Annotated in this window: 18 protein-coding genes; 9 read left to right on the top strand and 9 right to left on the bottom strand. The window is 63.2% G+C overall.

From position 1 onward, the window contains the following. The first annotated feature begins 261 nt into the window (after window positions 1-261). Genes hemC through PQR53_RS11520 form a run of 3 tightly spaced genes read left to right on the top strand, consistent with a single transcriptional unit; the run spans window position 262 to window position 4,504 of the window. Window positions 262-1,290 carry a hydroxymethylbilane synthase gene (gene hemC / locus PQR53_RS11530; protein ID WP_408453286.1) on the top strand — a complete coding sequence of 343 codons (1,029 nt, stop codon included), beginning with the start codon at window positions 262-264 and terminating at the stop codon, window positions 1,288-1,290. Beyond that, window positions 1,290-3,311, top strand: a complete 2,022-nt coding sequence (hemDX, locus tag PQR53_RS11525) for a fused uroporphyrinogen-III synthase HemD/membrane protein HemX (protein WP_408453283.1) — start codon at window positions 1,290-1,292, stop codon at window positions 3,309-3,311. Before hemC ends, hemDX begins: the two co-directional genes overlap by 1 nt. A 2-nt stretch (window positions 3,312-3,313) precedes the next feature. Further along, entirely contained in the window at window positions 3,314-4,504 is a 1,191-nt protein-coding gene (locus PQR53_RS11520) for a heme biosynthesis protein HemY (RefSeq protein WP_408453281.1), read from the top strand. Between the two features lie 268 nt (window positions 4,505-4,772). Here the strand turns inward: PQR53_RS11520 and PQR53_RS11515 are convergent, their stop codons facing one another. From PQR53_RS11515 to PQR53_RS11505, 3 genes are all read right to left on the bottom strand, one after another. Then, entirely contained in the window at window positions 4,773-6,092 is a 1,320-nt protein-coding gene (locus PQR53_RS11515) for an MFS transporter (RefSeq protein ID WP_408453278.1), read from the bottom strand. A gap of 82 nt (window positions 6,093-6,174) precedes the next feature. Next, window positions 6,175-6,933: an SDR family oxidoreductase gene (locus PQR53_RS11510; RefSeq protein WP_408453276.1), complete on the bottom strand. Its 759-nt coding sequence runs from the start codon at window positions 6,931-6,933 to the stop codon at window positions 6,175-6,177. A 111-nt stretch (window positions 6,934-7,044) separates the two neighbouring features. Continuing rightward, the gene (locus PQR53_RS11505; protein WP_408453273.1) at window positions 7,045-8,484 is read right to left on the bottom strand and encodes an aldehyde dehydrogenase family protein; all 1,440 of its coding nucleotides are present in this window, start codon (window positions 8,482-8,484) and stop codon (window positions 7,045-7,047) included. 273 nt (window positions 8,485-8,757) lie between these two features. Here PQR53_RS11505 and ppa point away from each other — a divergent pair, with 273 nt between their 5' ends. Then, the gene (gene ppa, locus PQR53_RS11500) at window positions 8,758-9,285 is read left to right on the top strand and encodes an inorganic diphosphatase (protein WP_408453271.1); all 528 of its coding nucleotides are present in this window, start codon (window positions 8,758-8,760) and stop codon (window positions 9,283-9,285) included. 292 nt (window positions 9,286-9,577) lie between these two features. Then, the gene (locus PQR53_RS11495; RefSeq protein WP_408453269.1) at window positions 9,578-11,683 is read left to right on the top strand and encodes an FUSC family protein; all 2,106 of its coding nucleotides are present in this window, start codon (window positions 9,578-9,580) and stop codon (window positions 11,681-11,683) included. A gap of 34 nt (window positions 11,684-11,717) precedes the next feature. Here PQR53_RS11495 and PQR53_RS11490 read toward each other — a convergent pair whose 3' ends face one another. After that, on the bottom strand, window positions 11,718-12,056 hold the full coding sequence (locus PQR53_RS11490) for a GIY-YIG nuclease family protein (protein WP_408453266.1): 339 nt from the start codon (window positions 12,054-12,056) through the stop codon (window positions 11,718-11,720). Between the two features lie 10 nt (window positions 12,057-12,066). Continuing rightward, a complete protein-coding gene (locus PQR53_RS11485; RefSeq protein WP_408453264.1) occupies window positions 12,067-13,236 on the bottom strand; it encodes a GNAT family N-acetyltransferase in 1,170 nt (389 codons plus the stop codon). Window positions 13,237-13,369: 133 nt separating this feature from the next. Here PQR53_RS11485 and PQR53_RS11480 point away from each other — a divergent pair, with 133 nt between their 5' ends. The 3 genes from PQR53_RS11480 to PQR53_RS11470 all read left to right on the top strand — a co-directional run bounded on the left by PQR53_RS11480 (window position 13,370) and on the right by PQR53_RS11470 (window position 15,822). Next, window positions 13,370-15,136, top strand: coding sequence for an NAD+ synthase (locus tag PQR53_RS11480; protein WP_408453262.1), 1,767 nt, complete (start codon window positions 13,370-13,372; stop codon window positions 15,134-15,136). Between the two features lie 136 nt (window positions 15,137-15,272). Then, window positions 15,273-15,611 carry a P-II family nitrogen regulator gene (glnK, locus tag PQR53_RS11475; RefSeq protein ID WP_149671490.1) on the top strand — a complete coding sequence of 113 codons (339 nt, stop codon included), beginning with the start codon at window positions 15,273-15,275 and terminating at the stop codon, window positions 15,609-15,611. Window positions 15,612-15,618: 7 nt separating this feature from the next. Next, window positions 15,619-15,822 (top strand): hypothetical protein, encoded by a 204-nt coding sequence (locus tag PQR53_RS11470; protein ID WP_408453260.1) that lies wholly within the window; start codon window positions 15,619-15,621, stop codon window positions 15,820-15,822. Window positions 15,823-15,892: 70 nt separating this feature from the next. On the opposite strand, the gene PQR53_RS11465 is transcribed toward PQR53_RS11470, so the two are convergent. The 4 genes from PQR53_RS11465 to PQR53_RS11450 all read right to left on the bottom strand — a co-directional run bounded on the left by PQR53_RS11465 (window position 15,893) and on the right by PQR53_RS11450 (window position 19,874). Then, a complete protein-coding gene (locus tag PQR53_RS11465) occupies window positions 15,893-17,047 on the bottom strand; it encodes a porin (protein ID WP_408419359.1) in 1,155 nt (384 codons plus the stop codon). 593 nt (window positions 17,048-17,640) lie between these two features. Further along, window positions 17,641-18,420: an ABC transporter ATP-binding protein gene (locus PQR53_RS11460; protein WP_408453257.1), complete on the bottom strand. Its 780-nt coding sequence runs from the start codon at window positions 18,418-18,420 to the stop codon at window positions 17,641-17,643. A 54-nt stretch (window positions 18,421-18,474) separates the two neighbouring features. Further along, on the bottom strand, window positions 18,475-19,188 hold the full coding sequence (locus PQR53_RS11455) for an ABC transporter permease (protein ID WP_408453255.1): 714 nt from the start codon (window positions 19,186-19,188) through the stop codon (window positions 18,475-18,477). Further along, complete coding sequence (locus PQR53_RS11450; protein ID WP_408453253.1) at window positions 19,185-19,874, bottom strand: ABC transporter permease; 690 nt, start codon at window positions 19,872-19,874, stop codon at window positions 19,185-19,187. The genes PQR53_RS11455 and PQR53_RS11450 overlap by 4 nt, the downstream gene beginning before the upstream one ends. A gap of 858 nt (window positions 19,875-20,732) precedes the next feature. Here PQR53_RS11450 and PQR53_RS11445 point away from each other — a divergent pair. Continuing rightward, on the top strand, window positions 20,733-21,443 hold the full coding sequence (locus tag PQR53_RS11445) for a pirin family protein (protein WP_408453250.1): 711 nt from the start codon (window positions 20,733-20,735) through the stop codon (window positions 21,441-21,443). Window positions 21,444-21,668: the final 225 nt, after the last annotated feature.

Here is a 21,668-nt window from a genome sequence, read left to right as displayed (position 1 = left end):
GCTTGAGGCGCACGGCGTGCATTGCATGCGCCATGGGCACACGAAGCACGTTGCACCGCATTGCATCATCCCGCATGCCGTGCCCCGGTGCGCGAACGACCGTGCGTGAACCGGCTGGAATGCGGCATGCGCGCGCGCCGCGCGCGAGGCTCGTCTCCTCCATCGATACCGCGTCAGCACGGCGCGGCGCTGTGCCTTGAGACACAGGGTCGCGTGCTAACATTGATTGTTATTACATCCCATCATTCGATCAGCAAGCCAATGAACACCGAGACGTTTTCTGCGCCACCTCACACGCTTGTGATTGCGTCGCGAGAAAGCCGCCTTGCCATGTGGCAGGCGGAGCATGTGCAATGTGCGCTGCACAAATTATATCCATCTTGTGACGTAAAAATCCTCGGAATGACGACACGCGGCGATCAAATTCTCGATCGCACTTTGTCGAAGGTGGGCGGTAAGGGCCTCTTCGTCAAAGAGCTGGAAGCCGCGCTGGCCGATGGCCGCGCCGACCTGGCCGTGCACTCGCTCAAAGACGTGCCGATGGAATTGCCGGCGGGCTTTGCGTTGTCCACCATCATGGAGCGTGAGGATCCACGCGACGCAATGGTGTCCAACGACTACGACTCGCTTGCCGCGTTGCCGGCCGGCGCCGTGGTCGGCACCTCCAGCCTGCGCCGCGAGGCCATGCTGCGCATGCGTTACCCGCATCTCGTGGTGCGGCCGTTGCGCGGCAATCTGGACACACGTCTGGCGAAACTCGATCGCGGCGACTACGCGGCGATCATTCTGGCGGCAGCCGGCTTGAAGCGGTTGGGTCTCGGCGAGCGCATCCGCGCGCTGCTCGATCCCGAAGACAGCTTGCCCGCAGCCGGTCAGGGCGCGCTCGGCATCGAGATTCGCGCCGACCGGGCGGAGCTCGCGGCATGGCTTGCGCCGCTGCATCACGAGCATACGGCGGCGGCCGTTGAAGCCGAGCGGATGGTCTCGCGCGCCCTCGGCGGCAGTTGCGAAGTGCCGCTCGCGGCATATGCGCATTGGCACGACGGCGCACTGCATCTGCGCGGCATCGTCGCCACGCCCGATGGGCAGCGTATCCTCAGCGCGCAGGCGTCCGCGCCGGCGCCCACCGTCGAACGTGCGGTCGCGCTTGGCCAGGAAGTGGCGAGCGCGCTCGAACAGCAAGGCGCGATGGACATCGTCCGCGCGTTGAGCACGGCCAGCGGTCCCGCGGCAGAGGCCGGGGCCAAGGCGGCCGACGGCGGGCCGGACAGCGCGGCGCCTCGCGAGTGATGGCGGCCGATATCCCGGGCAACGCATCCTCATCCGTCGGCAAGGCGGCGTTCACGGTCGTGATTACGCGACCGGCCGGTCAGTCGAACGAATTGATTGCGCAACTCGCGGCGGCAGGTGTCGCCGTGCTCGACTTTCCGTTAATCGACATCGCGCCTGTCGCTGACGACGCGCCGTTGCGTGCGGCGCTGGCTGCTCTGGAGCGCTATGCGCTGGTGGTGTTCGTCTCGCCCAATGCGGTCGATCACGCGTTTGCCCGCAGCAACGCGATCTGGCCGCACGCGCTGCCGATCGGCGTAGTCGGGCCGGGCAGTGTGCAGGCGCTGGTGCGCCATGGCGTCACGGCGCCGGCATACAACGTCATCAGCCCGCCGTCCGTACCCGACGACGACACCGGGCGCTTCGATTCCGAAGGCCTGTTCGCGGCGCTCGATAGCGCGCTCGGCGCGAGCACGCTGGAAGGCAAGCGCGTGCTGATCGTGCGCGGCGACGGCGGCCGCGAATGGCTGGCCGATCGCTTGCGCGAAGCGGGCGCCGAAGTCGAAACGGTTGCGGCCTATCGGCGCCTCGTGCCGGAACCGTCGATCGGCGGCTGGGCGCGCGTGCACACGTTGCTCGCAGGTGAGCCGCATGCCTGGTTGCTGACCAGTTCGGAAGGCGTGCGCAATCTGCACGAACTCGCGCAAGACCATCTGACCGCCGACGAAATCGCTCAACTGAAGCGCGCCGCCCTGGTCACGCCGCATCCCCGTATCGCGCAGACCGCGCGGGCATTGGGTTTTGATAGCATTACGGTGTCCGGCGCGGGCGATGATCGCATTGTCCGCGCCTTGCTAGCCGCCGTCCCGACCGTAGTTCAACCGGTACCGTCCAATCCGGCTCATTCACCGGCTAAATCACGCATGACTGAAACGAACGCATCCACGAACGCTTCACCCCAGCCGGCCGCGACCTCTGCGTTGCCGCCGAATCAACCCTTCACGCCCTACGAAGCGCAGCAAAAGCGCCGCAGCGCGAGCGGACCGCTGCTGTGGTTTGTCGTCGTGATCATCGCGTGCGCGGCGGGGGTGGGCGGCTATGCGCTCAATCGCAAGGTGGAGCGCACCGAGCAGCAGCTCGTGCAACGCCAGCAAGCCAACGACGCGCAGACCAACGATCTGCGCGTCAAGACCGATCAGGCGCTGGCCACGGTGCATCAATCGGACTCGCAGGTCGCGCAACTCGAAGGCAAGCTCGCCGACGCGCAAAGCGCGCAGCAAGCGCTGCAACAGCAATACGCCGATCTCGCGCGCAATCGCGACGACTGGACGATGGCTGAAGTCGGCCAGATGCTGTCGGCCGCGAGCCAGCAATTGCAGCTCACCGGCAATACGCAACTTGCGCTGTTCGCGCTGCAAAGCGCGGACACGCGGCTCGCCGCGTCGGATAGCCCGCAGGCGGTGGCCGTGCGCAAGGCGATCGCGCAAGACATCGACAAACTGAAGGCCGCGCCCTCCACGGATCTGACGGGTATGGCGATCAAGCTCGACAACGCGATCGACCAGGTCGACAACTTGCCGCTCTCCGGCGAGGCACCGATCGCCCACGCCACGCCGAAGGCGGCCACCTGGGCCGACACGGCGAAGGTGGCCACGGCCACCGGCGAGCCGCGCTGGAAAGTCTGGTGGCGCGAAGTCACCACTGGCATCGGCCAGCAGTTGACGAGCCTCGTGCAGGTGCGCCGCATCGACAATGCCGACGCCATGCTGATCACGCCCGATCAAGGCTATTTCGTGCGTGAGAATCTGAAGCTGCGTTTGCTGTCGGCGCGGCTTGCGCTGCTCTCGCGCAACCAGACCACGCTGAAGTCCGACCTGCAGGCGGCGCAGGCTGCGCTCACACGCTACTTCGACAGCACGTCGAAGAAGACGCAGACCGTGATCGATCTGGTCAAGCAGGTGGATGCGGGCTCGGCCGCGGTTGAACTGCCGAATCTGAACACCAGCCTGCAGGCCGTCAATCAATACCGGAGCCGAGGTTAATCATGGCAATCCGGGGACTTCTATGGCTCGCGTTGCTGTTCGCTATCGCGGTGGTGCTGGCGGTGGTCGGACGCTTCGACATGGGGCAGGTACTGCTGATCTATCCGCCGTACCGCGTCGACATCTCGCTGAATCTGTTCGTGGTCGGGCTGGTGGTGCTGTTCATCCTGCTGTATGCACTGCTGCGCATCGTGCGCAATATCTGGCGCATGCCGCAGCGCGTGGCGGCCTATCGCGCTCGCTCACGGGTCGCGAAGGCGCACGCCGCCTTGCGTGACGCGATCGGCAATCTGTACGCGGGGCGTTTTTCGCGCGCTGAAAAAGCCGCGAAAGACTCGCTCACGAACGGCGCCAACAAGGGCGCGGCCGGTTTGATCGCGGCTACCGCGGCGCACCGCATGCATGAATATGCGCGGCGCGACGAATGGCTCGCCCAGATCGACGAGGCCGACTGGCAGGACGCGCGGCTCATGGCCACCGCCGACATGCGCGCCGATGGCCGCGACGCGGACGGCGCACTCACCGCGCTCACCGAAATGCAGTCGCAGGGCGCACGGCGCATTCACGCGCAGCAGATCATGTTGCGCGCGCAACAGCAATTGAAGAACTGGGGCGAAGTGCTCAAGCTCGTCAAGACGCTGGAAAAGCGCGAGGCGATTCATCCGGCGGTGGCGGTGCGACTGCGTCAGCTCGCCGCGGAAAATCTGCTGCGTGACAGGCGTCACAACGCCGATGCGCTGTTGGAGTTGTGGAACTCGCTGTCGGCCACTGAGCGTCATTCGCCGCGTCTCGCCGATCTCGCTGCTGAATTGCTGGTGGCGTTGAATCGTCCGCAGGAAGCACGCAAGATCGTGGAAGAAGCGCTGGCGCAGAACTGGGACGCGCGTCTGCTACGCCGTTATCCGGACACAACCGGGGGCGACGCGCTGCCGCTGATCCAGAAGGCCGAAGCGTGGCAGAAGGATCGTCCGGAAGACGCGGACTTGCTGTTCGCATTGGGCCGCTTGTGTCTGCATCAGCAGTTGTGGGGCAAGGCGCAATCGTTCCTCGAACGCGCGCTGAAACTGGCGGACAACGAGACGCTGAAGATTCGTTCGCATCGCGCGTTGGCGCGTTTGCATGAACAGCTCGGCGATGCGGATAAGGCGAGCCAGCATTATCGTGAGAGCGCGTTGGCGATGAATATCGTTTGATGCTTCGACTGCTGCGGCGTGCGGTTCAGAAAACGCCGCGGCGGTGCCGGGAATCAGAACGTGAAATGAAAAAAGCCCCCGGCGTCGGAAGATGCCGGGGGCTTTTCTTTGGAACGCGCGGCTTGTGGCGTGCGCCACGAACCGCTGCGCATGCGGTGTGAACTCGCCAAAAGATGAACTGTGACGCGTCACTCAGGACGTTTGACGGCGGCTCCTGCGCGAGCGCATCGACGAGTTCATCGGTCAGCCACGCTACAGCTACTTAAAGCTACTTGTTGACCATCTTCGCGGGCACGCTGATCGCCAGCAGTCCACCGAGGATCATGAACGCCGCCAGCATATACATGCCGGAGTCGTTCGCGGCAGTCGCCTGCTTGAGCCAGCCGACCGCATACGGACTGAGAAAGCCCGCGAGATTGCCGATCGAATTGATCATCGCGATGCCGGCCGCCGCGCCCGTGCCGGCGAGGATTGCCGTCGGCAAGCTCCAGAACAGCGGCAGCGTGGTGAGGATGCCCATGGTCGCGAGGGTGAGCGAGGCCATCGCCAGCACGGTGTTGTGCGCCCACACCACAGAGAGCACGAGGCCGATCGCCCCCGCAAAGGCCGGCAACGCGATATGCCAGCGCCGTTCGCGCTTACGATCCGCGCTGCGCGATACCAATACCATCGCGACCACCGCGGCGGCGAACGGAACCGCCGACAACAGGCCGATCATGAACGAGTCGGTGACGCCGGTCGCCTTGATGATGGTCGGCAGCCAGAAACTCACGCCGTACAGGCCCATCACGAACGAGAAGTACGTGAGGCTCAGCATCAGCACGCGGCCGCTCGTCAGCACCTGGCGGATCGGCATGTCGTGCTTGGTGGCTTCTTCAGCGGATACCTGGCGTTCGAGCAACTGCTTTTCTTCGTCGGTGAGCCACTTCGCCTTGGCGATACGGTCGTCCAGCATCAGGAACACCATCACACCGACGATCACCGACGGAATCCCTTCGAGCAGAAACAGCCACTGCCAGCCATGCCAGCCGTTCATGCCGTTGAAGCTCTTCAGGATATAGCCCGAGACCGGGCCGCCGATCACGCCGGACAATGCGATGGCCGTCATGAACCAGGTGGTCATGCGGCCGCGGCGGTGCGACGGATACCAGTAGGTGAGATAGAGAATGATGCCGGGGAAGAAGCCCGCTTCGGCGAGACCGAGCAGGAAGCGCATCACGTAGAACATGGTCGGCGTGGTGACAAACATGGTCAGCATCGAGATCACGCCCCACGACACCATGATCCGTGCAATCCACACACGGGCGCCCACTTTGTGCAGGATCACGTTGCTCGGAATTTCGAAGATGAAATAGCCGACAAAGAAAATCCCCGCGCCGAAGCCGTAAACAGCGTCGCTCAAGCCGAGATCGGTGGTCATTTGCAGCTTGGCGAAGCCGACGTTGACGCGATCCAGATACGCGACCACGTAGCAGAGCATCAGGAGCGGCGCGAGCCGCCAGGTGACCTTGCGGTAGGTCGCCTCTTCGAAAGTGGAGGGGGGCGCACCCGCGCCGGGATGGTGAAGCGGATTTGCAGGACTAGCCATGGTGTCTCCTCTTTTCTTGTGGAAATGAAGTACCGCCGTCGAGCGATTCTAGCCGTGCTGGGCGGCTTGGTCGGCATGGCGTTTACACGCAGCGCCCACCGTCCACTTCAAGACACACGCCGGTGATGAACTCCGCCTCGTCCGAGGCGAGATACAGCGCCGCGTTGGCGATGTCTTGCGGCGTCGAGAAGCGGCCGAGCGGAATACCCGCAAGGAAGCGCTGACGATTTTCCGGCGTATCTTCCACGCCCATGAATTCCGACAGCAGCGCCGTCTCGCCGATTACCGGGTTCACGCAATTCACGCGAATCCGGTCAGGACCCAGTTCGACGGCGAGCGACTTGCTCGCGATGATCACCGCGCCCTTGCTGCCGTTGTACCAGACGAGGCCCGGCCGCGGCCGCACGCCGGCCGTCGAGGCGATATTGATGAAAGTGCCGCCGCCTTGCTCGCGGAAATACGGGACGAACGCCTGCACGCTCCAATAGATGCTTTTGACGTTCACCGCGTAGACGCGGTCGAATTCCGCCTCCGTCACGTCGAGCACCGGTTTGTTGCGATGCGTGGTGCCGGCATTGTTGACGACGATCTGCACGCTGCCGAAGTCTTCGAGCGCGGCTTCGCGCAGCGTCTGCCAGTCCTCGCGTTGCGCGACGTTGCCAGCCACCGCGATCGCCTTGCCGCCGGCGAGGGCGATTTCGCTCGCCACCCGTTCGGCCGCCGCCCCGTTCAGATCGTTGACCACCACGTTCGCGCCTTCGCGCGCGTAGGTCTTCGCGATGCCTTCGCCGAAACCCGAGCCGCCACCCGTGACGATGGCCGTTTTACCTGTCAACCGCATAAATGTCTCCGCTGTTTGTTGTGGATGGTGATGCGCTTGTTGCCGCTTGTTGCCGTTTTCTACCGCTCGCTTTCGTTGCGCTCCTGCTTGCTGCGAAACGCGAGCGCCCGACTAGCCGTGACGAATCGCGATGGTTTTCAATACCGTGAAGCCATACAGCGCTTCGAAACCCTTTTCGCGCCCATGGCCTGAATGCTTCACGCCGCCGAACGGCAATTCCACGCCGCCGCCCGCGCCATAGTTGTTGATGAACACCTGGCCGGAGCGCAGGCGCCGCGCAAGCCGCATCTGCCGGGCGCCGTCGCGCGTCCAGATGCCGGCGACCAGGCCGTACTGCGTGCCGTTGGCGAGCGCGAGCGCCTCGTCTTCGTCGCTGAACGGCATGGCGGCGAGGACCGGGCCGAACACTTCGTCGCGCGCGAGGCGGTGGCTTGCCGGCACGTCGCGCAATAGCGTCGGCGCCTGATAGAAGCCGCTTTCCGGCGCTTCAGGGATTACTTCGCCGTGCGCCGCCAGCGGGATGCCGTCGTGTTGCGCGTCGGAGAGGAAGTCCCACACACGCTGTTGCTGCTTTGCGCTGATCAGCGGGCCGCAGTCGAGATCGGCATGCGACGGTCCGACCCGCAGCGCGTGGAACGCGCCGCTCAGCCGGTCGAGCAGCGGCTCGTAAATGGCCCGGTCGATCAGCACGCGGCTGCCCGCCGAGCAGGTTTGCCCGGCGTTCTGCACGATCGCCGACACCAGCACCGGCAAGGCCGCGTCGAGATCGGCGTCGGCGAATACGATTTGCGGCGATTTGCCGCCCAGTTCGAGCGTGACCGGCACATGGTTTTCAGCGGCCATCTGCGTCACGAGCTTGCCGGTTTCGGGCGAGCCGGTGAACGAAATGTGATCGATGCCGGGATGGCGCGCGAGGGCCGCGCCCGCTTCATGCCCGAAACCGGTGACGATATTCAGCGCGCCCGCCGGCAAACCCGCCTCGGCCGCCAGTTCGGCGACCCGCAATACGGAGAGGCACGCATCTTCCGCCGGCTTGACGACGCACGCATTGCCGGTGGCGAGCGCCGCGCCGACGCTGCGGCCGAAGATCTGCATCGGGTAGTTCCACGGCACGATATGGCCGGTCACGCCGTGCGGCTCGCGGATCGTCAACACTGTGTAGCCGGCCTGATAAGGCAGCGTCTCGCCGTGCAGTTTGTCTGCGGCGCCGGCATAGAACTCGAAATAGCGGGCGAGAGCTGCCGAATCGGCGCGTGCCTGCTTGAGCGGTTTGCCGGTGTCGCGGGCTTCGAGTTGCGCGAGTTCCTCCTGACGGGCGGCGACCAGCATCGACAGGCGGTACAGCACGCGCCCGCGTTCGGCGGCGCTGGCCGCACCCCATGCGCCTTCAAATGCGCGGCGGGCGGCGTGGACCGCGGTGTCGATATCCGCCGCGGTGCCGCGGGCCAGCTGGGTGAACGGCTGGCCGTCCGAGGGATCGAGTACGGCGATCGTCTCGCCGCCTGAGGCAGCGGACCATTCGCCGCCGATGAAATGCCGGGCTTCTTCCATGCATGCTCCTTGGGGTGTCACGCAGCCGATCTCCAGACCGGGATTCATGCCGGGCTTCAGCTACGCGGTGTTCACAAACGAGAGGCACAATCGAGGGACGCCAGTCGATTATCGCGCCGATCCAACCAGAGGTGCCATCGGCCGATTGGCTATAATGGCGCATTCCGCACTGTCTGGCCGCAGCGCCTCGTCGTAGCGAGTTTTACGATTCGCGCCGCTCGAGCCCGTGCCGCACGCCGTGTTTTTCGAATTCCATCTGATCAGAGAGCGCTCATGAGCTTCAATCACGTCCCCGCAGGCAAAGATCTTCCGCAAGATTTCAACGTCATCATCGAAATCCCGGCGCAAAGCGATCCGGTGAAGTACGAAGCCGACAAGGAAACGGGCCTGCTCCACGTCGACCGTTTCATCAGCACGGGCATGCGCTATCCGGCGAATTACGGCTACATTCCGCAAACGCTGTCGGGCGACGGCGACCCGGTCGACGTGCTGGTCATCACGCCGTTCCCGCTGCTGGCCGGCTCCGTGATTCGCGCGCGCGCGCTCGGCATGCTGCAAATGACCGACGAATCGGGCGTGGACGCGAAGCTCGTCGCCGTCGCGCACGACAAGGTCTGCCCGATGACCGCCGACCTCAAGTCGATCGACGACGTCCCGGCCTACCTGAAAGACCAGATCAAGCACTTCTTCGAGCAATACAAGGCGCTGGAGAAGGGCAAGTGGGTGAAGGTCGACGGTTGGGCGGGCATCGAAGCCGCGCACAAGGAAATTACCGAAGGCGTGGCGAACTACAAGAAGTAAGCTGCGTTACCCCGGTTGATGAAAAAGCCGCGCGAGCCTGCAAGGGCCGCGCGGCTTTTTCATGGGCGGTGTTTTCAGCGTTCCCACGCCGCGCCTGATACAGAGGGCCGGCCGCGCGCCCATCTGGCTGGCCGCCCAGCGCATAGCCACAGCGCATCGACGGGATGAACCGAAGGCATTTTTATATATCAGCGTTTACCCTTATCATGCGGCGGCCGCAGCAGGTTTCCTGTCGTCGGCGTATTACTGTACTGACGCAGCGCCAACGCGCGTTTTTTGGAGCCACCGCCGGATGCTGAATCGCAAGTCCACCTCATCGCCGCCGCGTTGGTCGAGCCGCCTGGTCGCGAGCTTGTATGCGCTCGTCACCGCGATCTACCGCGGCCGGCCGGTATGGATGGTGTCGTTTTCGACGAGCGAGGCCAATCTGTCGGAAGGGTTGAGAGCCGCTTGTGCGTCGACCGCCATGCTGGTGCTTGGCAATCTGCTGCATGATCCGATCTTCGCGTGGGCCGCGATCGGCGCTTTCTGGACCTGTCTCGCAGATGCCGCCGGTTCGAATCGTGCGCGCTTCGCCTCGATGATGGGCTTCGCCCTTCTGTCGACCGTGTGCGGTGGCGTGACCGCCTTCGCGTCAGGCGAGGGGGCGGTGTTCGCGGCGCTCGCCATTCTTGTATTCACCACGCTCGGCGCATTCGGCAGGATCTGGGGCGCTGCGACCTCGCAGGTGACGATACTCGCCGCGACCGCCTGCGTCGTGATGGTCGACCGGCCCATGCACGACCTGCGCGGTGGCATGGCGTTCCTCGGCATCTACCTGGCCGGATGCCTGTTTGCCGTGGTGCTGAGCCTGACCGTCTGGCGCATTCATCCGTTCGGCACGAGCCGCGCTGCGCTGCGTGCCGTGTATGTGCGTCTGGCCGACATCGCCTTCGACAGCGCCCGCCTGCTCGAGCAGCGCGCAGCCCCCGGGCAGTGGGCCACGCATGCCGCGAAATTTCGCGCCGATGCGCGTGCTTCGCTGGAGCGCTCGCGCAAGGTGCTGGCGAACGTGCCGGGCTCGCGAACGGCCGGCCGCGAAACCTACGACAATCTCCTCGCGCTGCTGAGCGAAAGCGAAGCGCTCTTTGCGTATCTGATCGCGGTCACCGGCGCGTGTGAAAAAGCCCCGCAAGACGCCCGTCGCGTAAAACGCACGGCACGGCTGCTGACCGCAATGGGTGAGACGTTGCGGAGAATCGGCGCGGCCGCGAACGAAACGCAATGGAACCGTCTCGCCGACCTGCAGCTTCGCTTGCGAAGCCTCGCGCGGCGACTCGAATCCGCGTTGATGGAACCCGTGACGCTCAAGGCCGGCTTCGAACTGGTCGATTTCACGCCGGCCTATGCCCAACGGTTGGAATGGTCGGACAGCGCAGCCGGACTGTTGACGCGGACATGGTCGACCTTCAAGGCAAACCTCTCGATCCAGTCGGTCGGGTTGCGCCACGCCGCTCGCGTGGGCGTCACGACGACGGCGGGCTTTCTGGTGATACGGGCGCTCGGACTTCCGTTCGGCTACTGGGCAACCATGGCGACGCTGCTGATCCTGCAACCGTCGATCGCCGCGACCTGGCCACGGAGCATCGAACGCGCGGCTGGGAGCATCGTCGGGGGCGTGCTGGCGGCCGCGATCGGCTATGCGATTCATTCGCCCCTCGGCATTTCATTGGCGGTCTTTCCGCTGGTGGTGGCCACGATGGCGCTGCGTCCGGTCAGCTACAGCCTGTTCGTTCTGTTCCTGACACCGACCTTCGTGCTCGTGGCTGACTTCGCGACGCCGGGCGCCAACCAGTTTGCGTACGCGCTCACGCGGCTCGGCAACAACGTACTCGGCTGCGTACTGGCGCTGCTGGCGACGTTCTATCTGTGGCCGACGCGCGAAAAAGTCGACTATCGCGCCTATCTGGGCGAGGCGGTGCGAGCCAATCTCGCGTATCTGAGAGCGGCACTAGAATCCCCGCGTCGAAGCGAAAAGGACATGGAGCGCTTGCGCCGAGCTGCTGGTTTGGGCAGCAATAATGCCGAGGAGGCAATCGGGCGCATTCGACTCGAAAAGCTCGAGGACTCGATGGTCGACACGGTGACGCTGACGGTGCTGAGCGTGCTGCGAAAAATGGCCGGAACGGCGACGCAACTGCGTCTGAGCACGAACCGGCGCGATCTGCACGACGAACTCGGCACGTGGGTTGCCGCCGCGAGCACCGACATCGAGGCAGCTCTCGATCGGAACTTGCGGCCGATACGGCGCGATCTGCCTGCGCGAGACAGGCTGACCTCGCTGGAGGCAGATGCGGTGGGGGAAATCGCGCTGATGCATCGGCTGCTGACCGAGCGGATGCGAGAGGCGCGGGGCTAGCGGAAGCGGATACCCCAAACACCGCAAAACGCCGTCAGGACGCCCCGCTTTCTTCCTGCGTTTCGTCGACCGGCTCGGGCGCGGACTCGGGCTCCGGCTCCGGCAAAGGCATCACCGACTCAAGCGTACGCAGCCCCCCAGCCAGCGCCCACTTCTCAGACGGCGACAAGCGTTTCACCCAATACTCGGCACGCGAAGCGCTGGACCTGTCCGCCAACTCGAACGACACCAGCACCTGCACCGGCTTGCGCGAACGCGTATAACGCGCGCCCAGGCCGCTCAGGTGTTTGTCGAAGCGCGCCTGCACATCGGTGGCAATGCCGGTATAGACGCTGCCGTCCGAGCATTCGAGCAGATACAGAAACCACGCCATGGGTACGCTTCTAGCCTTTGAACGGATTGTGTTCGCGCAGCTCGTCCACATACGCGTGGATGCTGTTCTTTTCGTTGTCGAGGAAGTGGCCGACCGCATCGGCGAAGGCCGGATGCGCGAGCCAATGCGCCGAGCGCGTCACAGTCGGCAGAAAACCGCGCGCCATCTTGTGCTCGCCCTGGGCGCCGCCTTCGAACGCGCCGAGCTTTTCTTCGATGCAGAATTCGAGCGGCTGGTAGTACGCGGTTTCGAAGTGCAGGCAGGGTACATGTTCCAAAGCGCCCCAATAGCGGCCGTACAGCGTCCCGCCGGTTTTCGCATCGCGCTGATAGACCACGAGTGAGCTGGCAATCGGCTTGCCTTCGTATTCGGCGATCACCAGCAGCAGATTCTCCGGCATCGAGGCGCCGATCATGCGGAAGAAATCGAGGTTCAGATACGGGCTCGAAAAGTGTTCGCGGTAAGTTTGCCGATAACATTTGCTGAAGAATCGCCAGTCGGCGTCCTGGATATCTTCGCCGCGAATCCGCCGCATCGTCACGCCGGCTTCCTGCACCTTGCGGCGCTCGGCGCGGATGTTCTTGCGCTTCTTCTGTTCGAGCGTGGAGAGGAAATCGTCGAAGTCGCGATAGCCGTCGTTCAGCCAGTGAAACTGCACGCCTTCGCGCTGCATCATGCCCATGTCGGTCAGCGCAGCGCCTTCCGTTTCGGTCGGAAACAGCACGTGCAGCGACGACACGTCGGCTTGCTCGGCGAACGCCATCAGCGTTGCCGCCAGATGTCTGAGCGCATGCGTATCCGCCGACAACAGCCGGTTGCCTTGTACCGGTGTGAACGGCACCGCGCACAGCAGCTTCGGGTAATACGGCAGACCGTTGCGTTTGTACGCATCGGCCCACGCCCAATCGAAGACGTATTCGCCGTACGAGTGCCCCTTCAGATACACGGGCGCGGCCGCGGCGAGCTTGTCCGTGCGTGGGTCGGTGAGCGTGACGAATTGCGGCGCCCAGCCGGTATCGGCGACCGCGCACCGGGTCGCGTGCAGCGCGCTCAGAAACTCGTGCCGCAGAAACGGCGTGGGTTGCGACTGCTGCGCGAGGAGGGCATTCCATTCGGCGGCGTCCACCTCCGAGGGCGACGCCAGAATGCCCGTGCGATAATCAAAGCGTTCCTGGTTCAATCTGTGTGACTGTTCCCAATGAGCGACGCCAGGCGTTTAGCGATGCGTCGTTCGTTTATCCGATTTGTCCGTTGCCGTCGAGCTAACCAGCCGCGGTACTCGCAAGCCATCCGGCTTGCCTGTCGATCCTGCCATGAAGACCCGAATCGCTCTTGCTCAAATCAATGTCACCGTCGGCGACTTCGCCGGCAACGTCGCGAAAATTGTCGCTGCCGCGCGCGCCGCGCACAACGATGGTGCGAAGCTGCTGATCGCGCCTGAACTCGCGCTCTCCGGCTATCCGCCCGAGGATCTGCTGCTGCGTCCCGCGTTTTACACCGCGAGTGCGGCAGCGCTGAGCGACCTCGCCACGCAGCTCAAGCCGTTCGCCGGCTTGCATGTGATCGTTGGCCATCCGCTGCGTGATGCGGCAGATGCGGTGGCCGATGCGTCGACACACGCGCTGGCGCAGATCGCGGCGCACGGCCATGGTAATGCAAACGCGCCGATCGAGCGCGGCGTCCCGCCAATCGATACCTTCAACGCGGCCTCGCTGATCGTTGACGGGGAAGTAGTCGGCACCTATCGCAAGCAGGATCTGCCCAATACCGAAGTATTCGACGAGAAGCGTTACTTCGCTTCCGACCCGAAGCCGTTCGTGTTCGAACTGGACGGTGTCAAATACGGCGTGGTGATTTGCGAGGACGCGTGGCATGCGTCGGCTGCGCAAATGGCGAAGGCGGCAGGCGCGCAAGTGCTGCTGATTCCAAATGGCTCGCCGTATCACCTGAACAAGGAAGCGGTGCGCTTCGACATTCTGCGCGCTCGGATTCGCGAAACCGGTTTGCCGATGGTGTACGTGAACATGGTCGGCGCGCAGGACGAACTGGTGTTCGACGGCGGCTCGTTCGTGCTCGACGGTGAAGGTCAGCTCGTCGCGAAGATGGCGCAGTTCGAGGAGGGCCATGCGATCGTCGAGTTCGATAGCGGCAAACCGTTGCCCGGCAAACCGTTGCCCGGCAAACCGTTGCCCGGTGCGATCGCGCCGGAACTCTCCCTGGAGGCGCAGGTGTACGCCGCACTCGTGATGGGCGTGCGCGACTACATCAACAAGAACGGCTTCCCGGGTGCGCTGATCGGGCTGTCGGGCGGCGTGGATTCCGCGCTGGTGCTGGCCGTCGCGGTCGATGCACTGGGCGCGGAGCGCGTGCGCGCGGTGATGATGCCGTCGCGCTACACCGCGGACATCTCGACCACCGACGCCGCCGAAATGGCCCGCCGCGTCGGCGTACGCTACGACGAAATCGCGATCGCGCCGATGTTCGACGCGTTCCGCAGCTCGCTCGCCGATGAATTCGCGGGCCGCGCCGAAGACGCCACCGAAGAAAACATTCAGGCGCGCATCCGCGGCACCTTGCTGATGGCGCTGTCGAACAAGTTCGGCTCGATCGTGCTGACTACCGGCAACAAGAGCGAGATGGCGGTGGGTTATTGCACGTTGTACGGCGATATGGCCGGCGGCTTCGCGGTGATCAAGGATATCGCCAAGACGCTGGTCTACAAGCTGTGCCATTACCGCAACCAGGCCACCACCTTCGGCAAGCAGGACGTGATCCCCGAGCGGATTCTGACGCGCGCGCCTTCGGCGGAATTGCGCGAGAACCAGACCGATCAGGACAGCTTGCCGCCGTACGAAGTGCTCGACGCCATCATGCGCATGTACATGGAAGAGGACCGCTCGCTCGCGGAAATCATCGCGGCGGGCTATGCGGTCGACGACGTCAAACGCGTCACGCGCCTCATCAAGATCAACGAGTACAAACGCCGTCAGGCGCCGATCGGCATTCGCGTCACGCATCGCGCGTTCGGTCGCGACTGGCGTTATCCGATTACGTCGCGCTACACCGAGTCGGTTCAGTAAGAAGCGAACAGCCCTTGGGGACTCGCGTGAAGCAAACCTGAAGCGCGCGCCGGATCGCCGCAATGCATCCGGTGCGGCGTAGAATAAAAATCATCCATTCACCTTTCGAACTTCCAATCACGAGACGAGGTCCGCCATGAAGCGCATCACTGCAGTCATCAAACCGTTCAAACTCGACGAAGTGCGCGAGGCGCTCGCTGAAGTCGGCCTCACGGGTCTAACCGTGACCGAAGTCAAAGGCTTCGGCCGGCAAAAAGGCCACACCGAGCTCTATCGTGGTGCAGAGTATGTGGTCGACTTTCTCCCGAAAGTGAAGATCGAGGTGGTGATCGCGGACAACCAGTGCGATCAGGTGATCGACGCGATCATCGGCGCGGCGCGCACCGGCAAGATCGGCGATGGCAAGATTTTCGTCGCGGACGTCGAGCGTGTGATCCGGATTCGCACGGGCGAGGAAAACGAAGCCGCGGTTTGAGCGGTTCGTGAGCGGGTTCAACCCGCACGATAAAACACAGAAACTAAAGCGCCGGTATTTGGCATCGCGCAACGCGCGCACCGATCAGGTGCGCCGGGGCAGTGGCAAAACCGTGTGCGCCAATAAAAAACGGTGCGATACCCTTTCGGACATCGCACCGATACGCGCCTCTCGCAGCAGCGTGAAAAAGATTCTCTTGAAGAACTCGTGACAACTACGCCCCGCAGGAAGTCCCCTTGGGGGGCGCCCAGAAGGAAGCCCCTTCGGGGAACACCGTTCGCTTAGAACGAGTGTTGAATACCTGCGTACACGCCGGACTGCTGGTGGCCTTGCAGCGGGTTATCCGTTGCAGTGGCGAAACCAGCGTTGTTAGCATTCAGACCGAAGTTAGCCGTACTGCTGTTACGCACCGTTGCAGCCTGCAGGTCCAGCAGCGTGCGCTTGGACAGGTTGTACGAGCCGCCGACCGTGTAGATCGTCGCATTGCCTGCACCGTTGTTGCCGTTCACGTGGTACACCGCCGCAATCAGTGCCGCAGCCGGCGTTGCTTGCCACGTCACACCGCCCCATTCGTGATCGAGCGTGGTCGGCTGGCCCGGCAGAACACCGGTAGCACCTGCCGAACGGACAGCCTGGTAGGCGCCCTGAATCTTGAACTGGCCGAGGAACACATTGAACATGGCCGTGTATTCACGCGATGCTGCGAATACGCCGTTGGCCGTGTTGGCTGCGTTGCTGTTCGCGCCGACATTGCCACCCCACAGCGAGCCATTTGTCGGGTTGCGAATTTCGTCGTACAGACCGCGAATCTGGAACAGCGAGTTCGTGTAGGTGACCTGTGCGCCAGCTTCGCGACCTTGCGGGGTCGTGCCGTTGCCGTTCCAGCTCGTTGCGTTCGACAGGGCGTATTGGCCGTAGAAGTCAAAGCCTGCGATCTTCGGCGACTGGTATGCGAAGTTGTTGCTCGATTGCGGCCAGTTGCGGCCACGCACCAGCGACGCCGACGACCAGTTCGATTGACCGAACGGGTCGAAGTCCCATACGCCGTTCGAGATGAAGAGCATGCGGCCCATCGTGAACGTACCGTACTGGTCATTCGCCAAGCCTACCGTTGCCCAGCGATTGAAGAGGCCGCCACCGCCAGGACCCGCGCCCGTCATGGTGTTGAAGGAGCCTTCCAACTGGAACAGGACCTTGTTACCGCCGCCAATGTCCTCAACGCCCTTCAAACCCCAAAGGCTGGTACCCCAGTCGCCGCTTTCTGCCTTGAAACGGTTCGCGCTGCTAGTTGCCTGACCATTCGCACCGACGCCTTGCGGAACGCCCGACATGTATTCCAGGCCAGCGTCAAGGCGGCCGTACAGCGTCACGCTGCTTTGGGCGTGAGCAACTACACCGGCTGTCATCAGCGCAGCGGCGAGCAATGCTTTCTTCATCTTCTCCTCCATACCCTGTCGAAAAGTAAAACCCAGTACTGCGAATGGTGTTCGGACACAAGCGCGCCGAACAGAAATCGGTACCAGGGAGATTAGCGGGTGGATTGGGTCTCCTGCCGTGACGGATAGCCTCGGTGGGCCACTTCTTCGCGTCATGCCGATCCCTCGCCGACCGGTTCTCCTCTGTTGCTTTGAAGTGAAACTACTTTTAATGAACTTTGTTTTGCTACTTTGGTTACTAATTTATCAAAAATACCCTGGAGTGGGAGAAGAAATTAGTACCGCCCTTGGCGGGTGTCTCCAAATTGCAATACGAATGTGCGCGAGGAAGCGTTGTGACGTTGCCAAGAAGGCAGGAAACCCTTAACTGGTAAGGGAATCACGGATTGGGACGGACAACCTTAAGGATTGCCACTATTGACGCTTCAAATGCGGCAGAGTAAGGCGGAACGAGGGCGGCCCAGAGCGGGCTGGGGCCCATTTTCGAGGCCGGAACGGCCGGAATGTGCAGGTGAGCGAAGTAAAAAAGGCGCTCGTAAGCGCCTTGTAATTTTACTTTGACTACAGCCCAAATACTGGGCTGTACGGCAGTCCTATTTGAGGCTGCCGGAGAGGAACTGCTTGAGCCGTTCGCTCTTCGTGTTCCTGAAGACTTCGTCCGGATGGCCTTCTTCTTCGACGCGGCCTTGATGCAGGAACATCACGTGATTCGACACGTTGCGCGCGAACGCCATTTCATGAGTGACGACGATCATCGTGCGGCCTTCTTCGGCGAGTGTCTGCATCACCTTCAGCACTTCGCCGACCAGCTCGGGATCGAGCGCCGAGGTTGGTTCGTCGAACAGCATCACGTCCGGATGCATGGCCAGCGCGCGCGCGATCGCCACGCGTTGCTGCTGGCCGCCCGACAGATGCGACGGGTACTGCTTTTCCAGCCGCGGCGCGAGACCCACCTTCTCCAGATACTCCCGCGCGCGTTCTTCGGCTTCCTTGCGCTTCAGACCCAGCACATTGACCGGCGCCTCGACGATGTTCTCGAGCACGTTCATGTGCGACCACAGGTTGAAGTGCTGGAACACCATCGACAGCTTGGTGCGCACGCGCTGCAACTGCTTCGGATCGGATACGCGCAGGGCTTTGTTTTTGGCAAGTTGCGTGCGGACTTCTTCGCCGTCGACGAAGATGCGGCCCGAGTTCGGCTGCTCGAGAAAGTTGATGCAGCGAAGCATCGTGCTCTTGCCCGAACCGGACGAGCCGATCACGCTGATCACGTCGCCGGCGTTGGCCTTCAGCGTCACGCCCTTGAGGACTTCATTGTCGCCGTACTGTTTATGAAGCTCATCGACGAAGAGCTTTTGCTTCTTGGTGTTCATCGGGATCCTTGGCGGGCTTACTTGCTTGCTTGGGGCTTGAGGCGGTGCCCCTGGTTACTTGCCTTGCGGCCGCAGGTAAGCGAGCCAGCGACGCTCGGCGCGGCGGAACAGCCACACGAGCGCAAACGAAATCAACAAATAGAGCAGGGCGGCGATGCCGAACGCATTGAACGACTGATAGGTGGCGGAGTTCACGTCGCGGGCGATCTTGAGGATGTCCGGCACGGTTGCGGTGAACGCAACGGTGGTGGCGTGCAGCATCAGGATCACTTCGTTACTGTAGTACGGCAACGCGCGGCGCAGTGCCGACGGCAGAATCACCCGGCGGTACAGCGTGAACGACGACATGCCATAGGCGCGCGCCGCCTCAATCTCACCATACGGCGTGGCCTTGATCGCGCCGGCGAAAATTTCGGTGGTGTATGCGCAGGTATTGAGCGTGAATGCGAGCAGCGTGCAATGCATGCCGTCGCGGAAGAACGCGTTGGTCAGCTCGTGATTACGGATGATCTCGAGGCTGTACAAGCCGGTGTAGCAGAGCAGCAGTTGCACGTAGAGCGGCGTGCCGCGGAACACATACGTATACAGCCACACCAGACGGGCGAGCCATTTCTTCTTCGACACGCGAGCCACCGCGAGCGGAATAGACAGGCAGAAGCCGAGCCCGATCGACACCACCAGCAGCCACAGCGTAATCACGACGCCGGTGAGGCGGTAGCCATCGGTATAAAGATAGTTGCGCCAGTATTCCTGAATGATCTCGATCATAGATCCGCCTTTCGCACGCCGGTCGAGTAACGCTTTTCGAGGTACATCAGCACGAAGTTGGAGATTGTGGTGATGACGAGATAGATCGCCCCTGCGAACAGGGTGAAGAAGAAGAACCGCAACGTGCCCTTGCCCGCGTCCTGCGAAGCCTTGACGACATCGGCGAGACCGATGATCGACACCAGCGCCGTGGCTTTCACCATCACCTGCCAGTTATTGCCGATGCCGGGCAGCGCGAAGCGCATCATCTGCGGGAACATGACCCGTGTGAACACTTGCCAGCCGGTCATGCCGTAGGCCGCGCCCGCTTCGAGCTGGCCACGCGGCACGGCGAGGAACGCGCCGCGGAAGGTCTCGGTGAAGTAAGCGCCATAAATGAAACCCAGCACCGCGACGCCGGCCACGAAGGGGTCGATGTCGATCTGCTCCCAGCCGAGCAGGTCAGTCAGGTTATTCAGCCAGATCTGGATGCTGTAGAACAGCAGCAGCATCAGCACCAGGTCGGGCACGCCGCGCACGAGCGTCGTGTAGACGGTGCCGACGCCGTATGAGAGACGATTCTTCGACAGTTTCGCCGCCGCGCCGAGCAGGCCCAGCACGAAAGCGAACACCAGCGACAACACCGCCAGTTTGACGGTTTGCCAGGTGCCGTTGAGAAGCAGCGGGCCGTAGCCTTGAAGGAACATAGAGGATCCTTGACGATGCGTTTGTGACGCACCGCAAAAGACGCGGCCAGCGCTGCGCCGCGTTTGCCGCGAGCTTGGGGCTCGCTGTTTTTCCTGCGGCGCGCAGCGCACCGCCGTGCAATCATGACTGCATGGCCGTTGCCGGCCTTGCAGCGCGCTTTTCGACTCTGGTTTTGAATCGGGTTGGAACTGCTTTTGATCCTGCTTCGAAATCTATTACCGTCATGGCGCGCCGATCTTGACGACCGCCGGCTGCGGGCCGGCCGTCGCTATTCTAGGCGGTCAAAATTGTCGCGCCGCGTATGGTTCCGCCTGGGTGCGCCTGCTTTTTCGCTTCGCTCCTGCCGGGGTTCCGCCGATGTCTTTCCGACATCTCAAGCGAGTTTGGCGAGGGGCTGAAGCCTGGGGCCGTCCCGTCGCGGCCCCGGCTGCCGGCCGCGCCAGCGTGCCTTGCACGGCGACGTGTCTCGAAAAGGGCGGTATTTTACCCGAACAGTGGCCCGGCGCCAGTGCGGGAAGCCGACGGCCGCCGTCAGGCCGGCGCATGCGTTGTGCCTGCGCGACGCTGTCGGGCTGTTTCGCGTGAATGGGCGACAGACTGTCGTGCGGCATGTGGAGGAGGGCCGCCAGTAGGCGGGCCGGCCACTGCCTGGCGTGCGCTGTTTCGCGTGAATCGGCGACAGGCTGCCAGCCGGTTGGACGAGGAGGGCTTCCAGCAGCGGCCGGGACAGTGCCTTGTGCCGCCCGGCGCACGATTGCACGGATTTATGAAACGATCCGGTGCGCCCCTGCCGATTGTTTAGTGCACTGCGCGCCCATACATTCTGGGCATCGCTATTTACTGACCGGGAGATTCCCATGATCGAGATTCGCCGTTCCGCCGAACGTGGTCACGCCAACCACGGCTGGCTCGACTCGTATCACAGCTTTTCGTTTGCCGACTACCGCGACCCGCAACACGTGCATTTCGGACCGCTGCGGGTGATCAACGAAGACCGCATCGCCGGTGGCCAGGGCTTCGGCACGCATGGCCACCGCGACATGGAAATCGTCACCTATGTGCTCGAAGGCGCGCTCGCGCACCGCGACAGCATGGGCAACGGCTCGACCATCCGTCCCGGCGACGTGCAGCGCATGAGCGCCGGCACGGGGGTGCAGCACAGCGAGTTCAATGCATCACAGGACGAGCCGGCGCACCTGTTGCAGATCTGGGTGATCCCGCAACGCGCGGGCGACCAGCCCGGCTACGAGGAAAAGCGCTTCGACGATGCCGATAAGCGCGGGCGTCTGCGCGTGGTCGCCTCGCCCGACGGCCGGGATGGCTCGGTGACGATTCATGCGGATGCCTCGATCTACGCGGCACTAATCGACGGCGCGGAACAGGCTGCGTTCACATTGCCGAAAGGCCGGCTCGCCTATGTGCACGTGGCACGAGGCGCGCTGACTGTAAACGGCGAAGCGCTCCAGGCCGGCGACGCTGCCAAGCTCAGCGAGACCGATACGGTGAAGCTTGAGAAGGGCGAGAACGCCGAAGTGCTGCTGTTCGATCTGGGTCAGCTCAACGGGTAAGCGCCGGCAGGTGGTTTGACGGCTGGTATTGTCTTATTGCCCGCAGCCCGCAGCCCGCAGCCCGCAGCCCGCAGCCCGCAGCCCGCAGCCCGCAGCCCGCAGCCCGCAGCCCGTTGCCCTTTGCCGCAACCCGTTGCGAACGCAACGAGCAGCTCGAGTTGAAGAGCGGAAAGCACGCAAAAAAACGCCACGGACAATCTCCGTGGCGTTTTTGCATCCAGCCGA

This window comes from Paraburkholderia fungorum (genome assembly GCF_046027605.1).
GTDB lineage: Bacteria > Pseudomonadota > Gammaproteobacteria > Burkholderiales > Burkholderiaceae > Paraburkholderia > Paraburkholderia fungorum_F.
The sequence above is the reverse complement of the archived record's forward strand: the minus strand, read 5'-3'. Positions and strand labels throughout refer to the sequence as shown.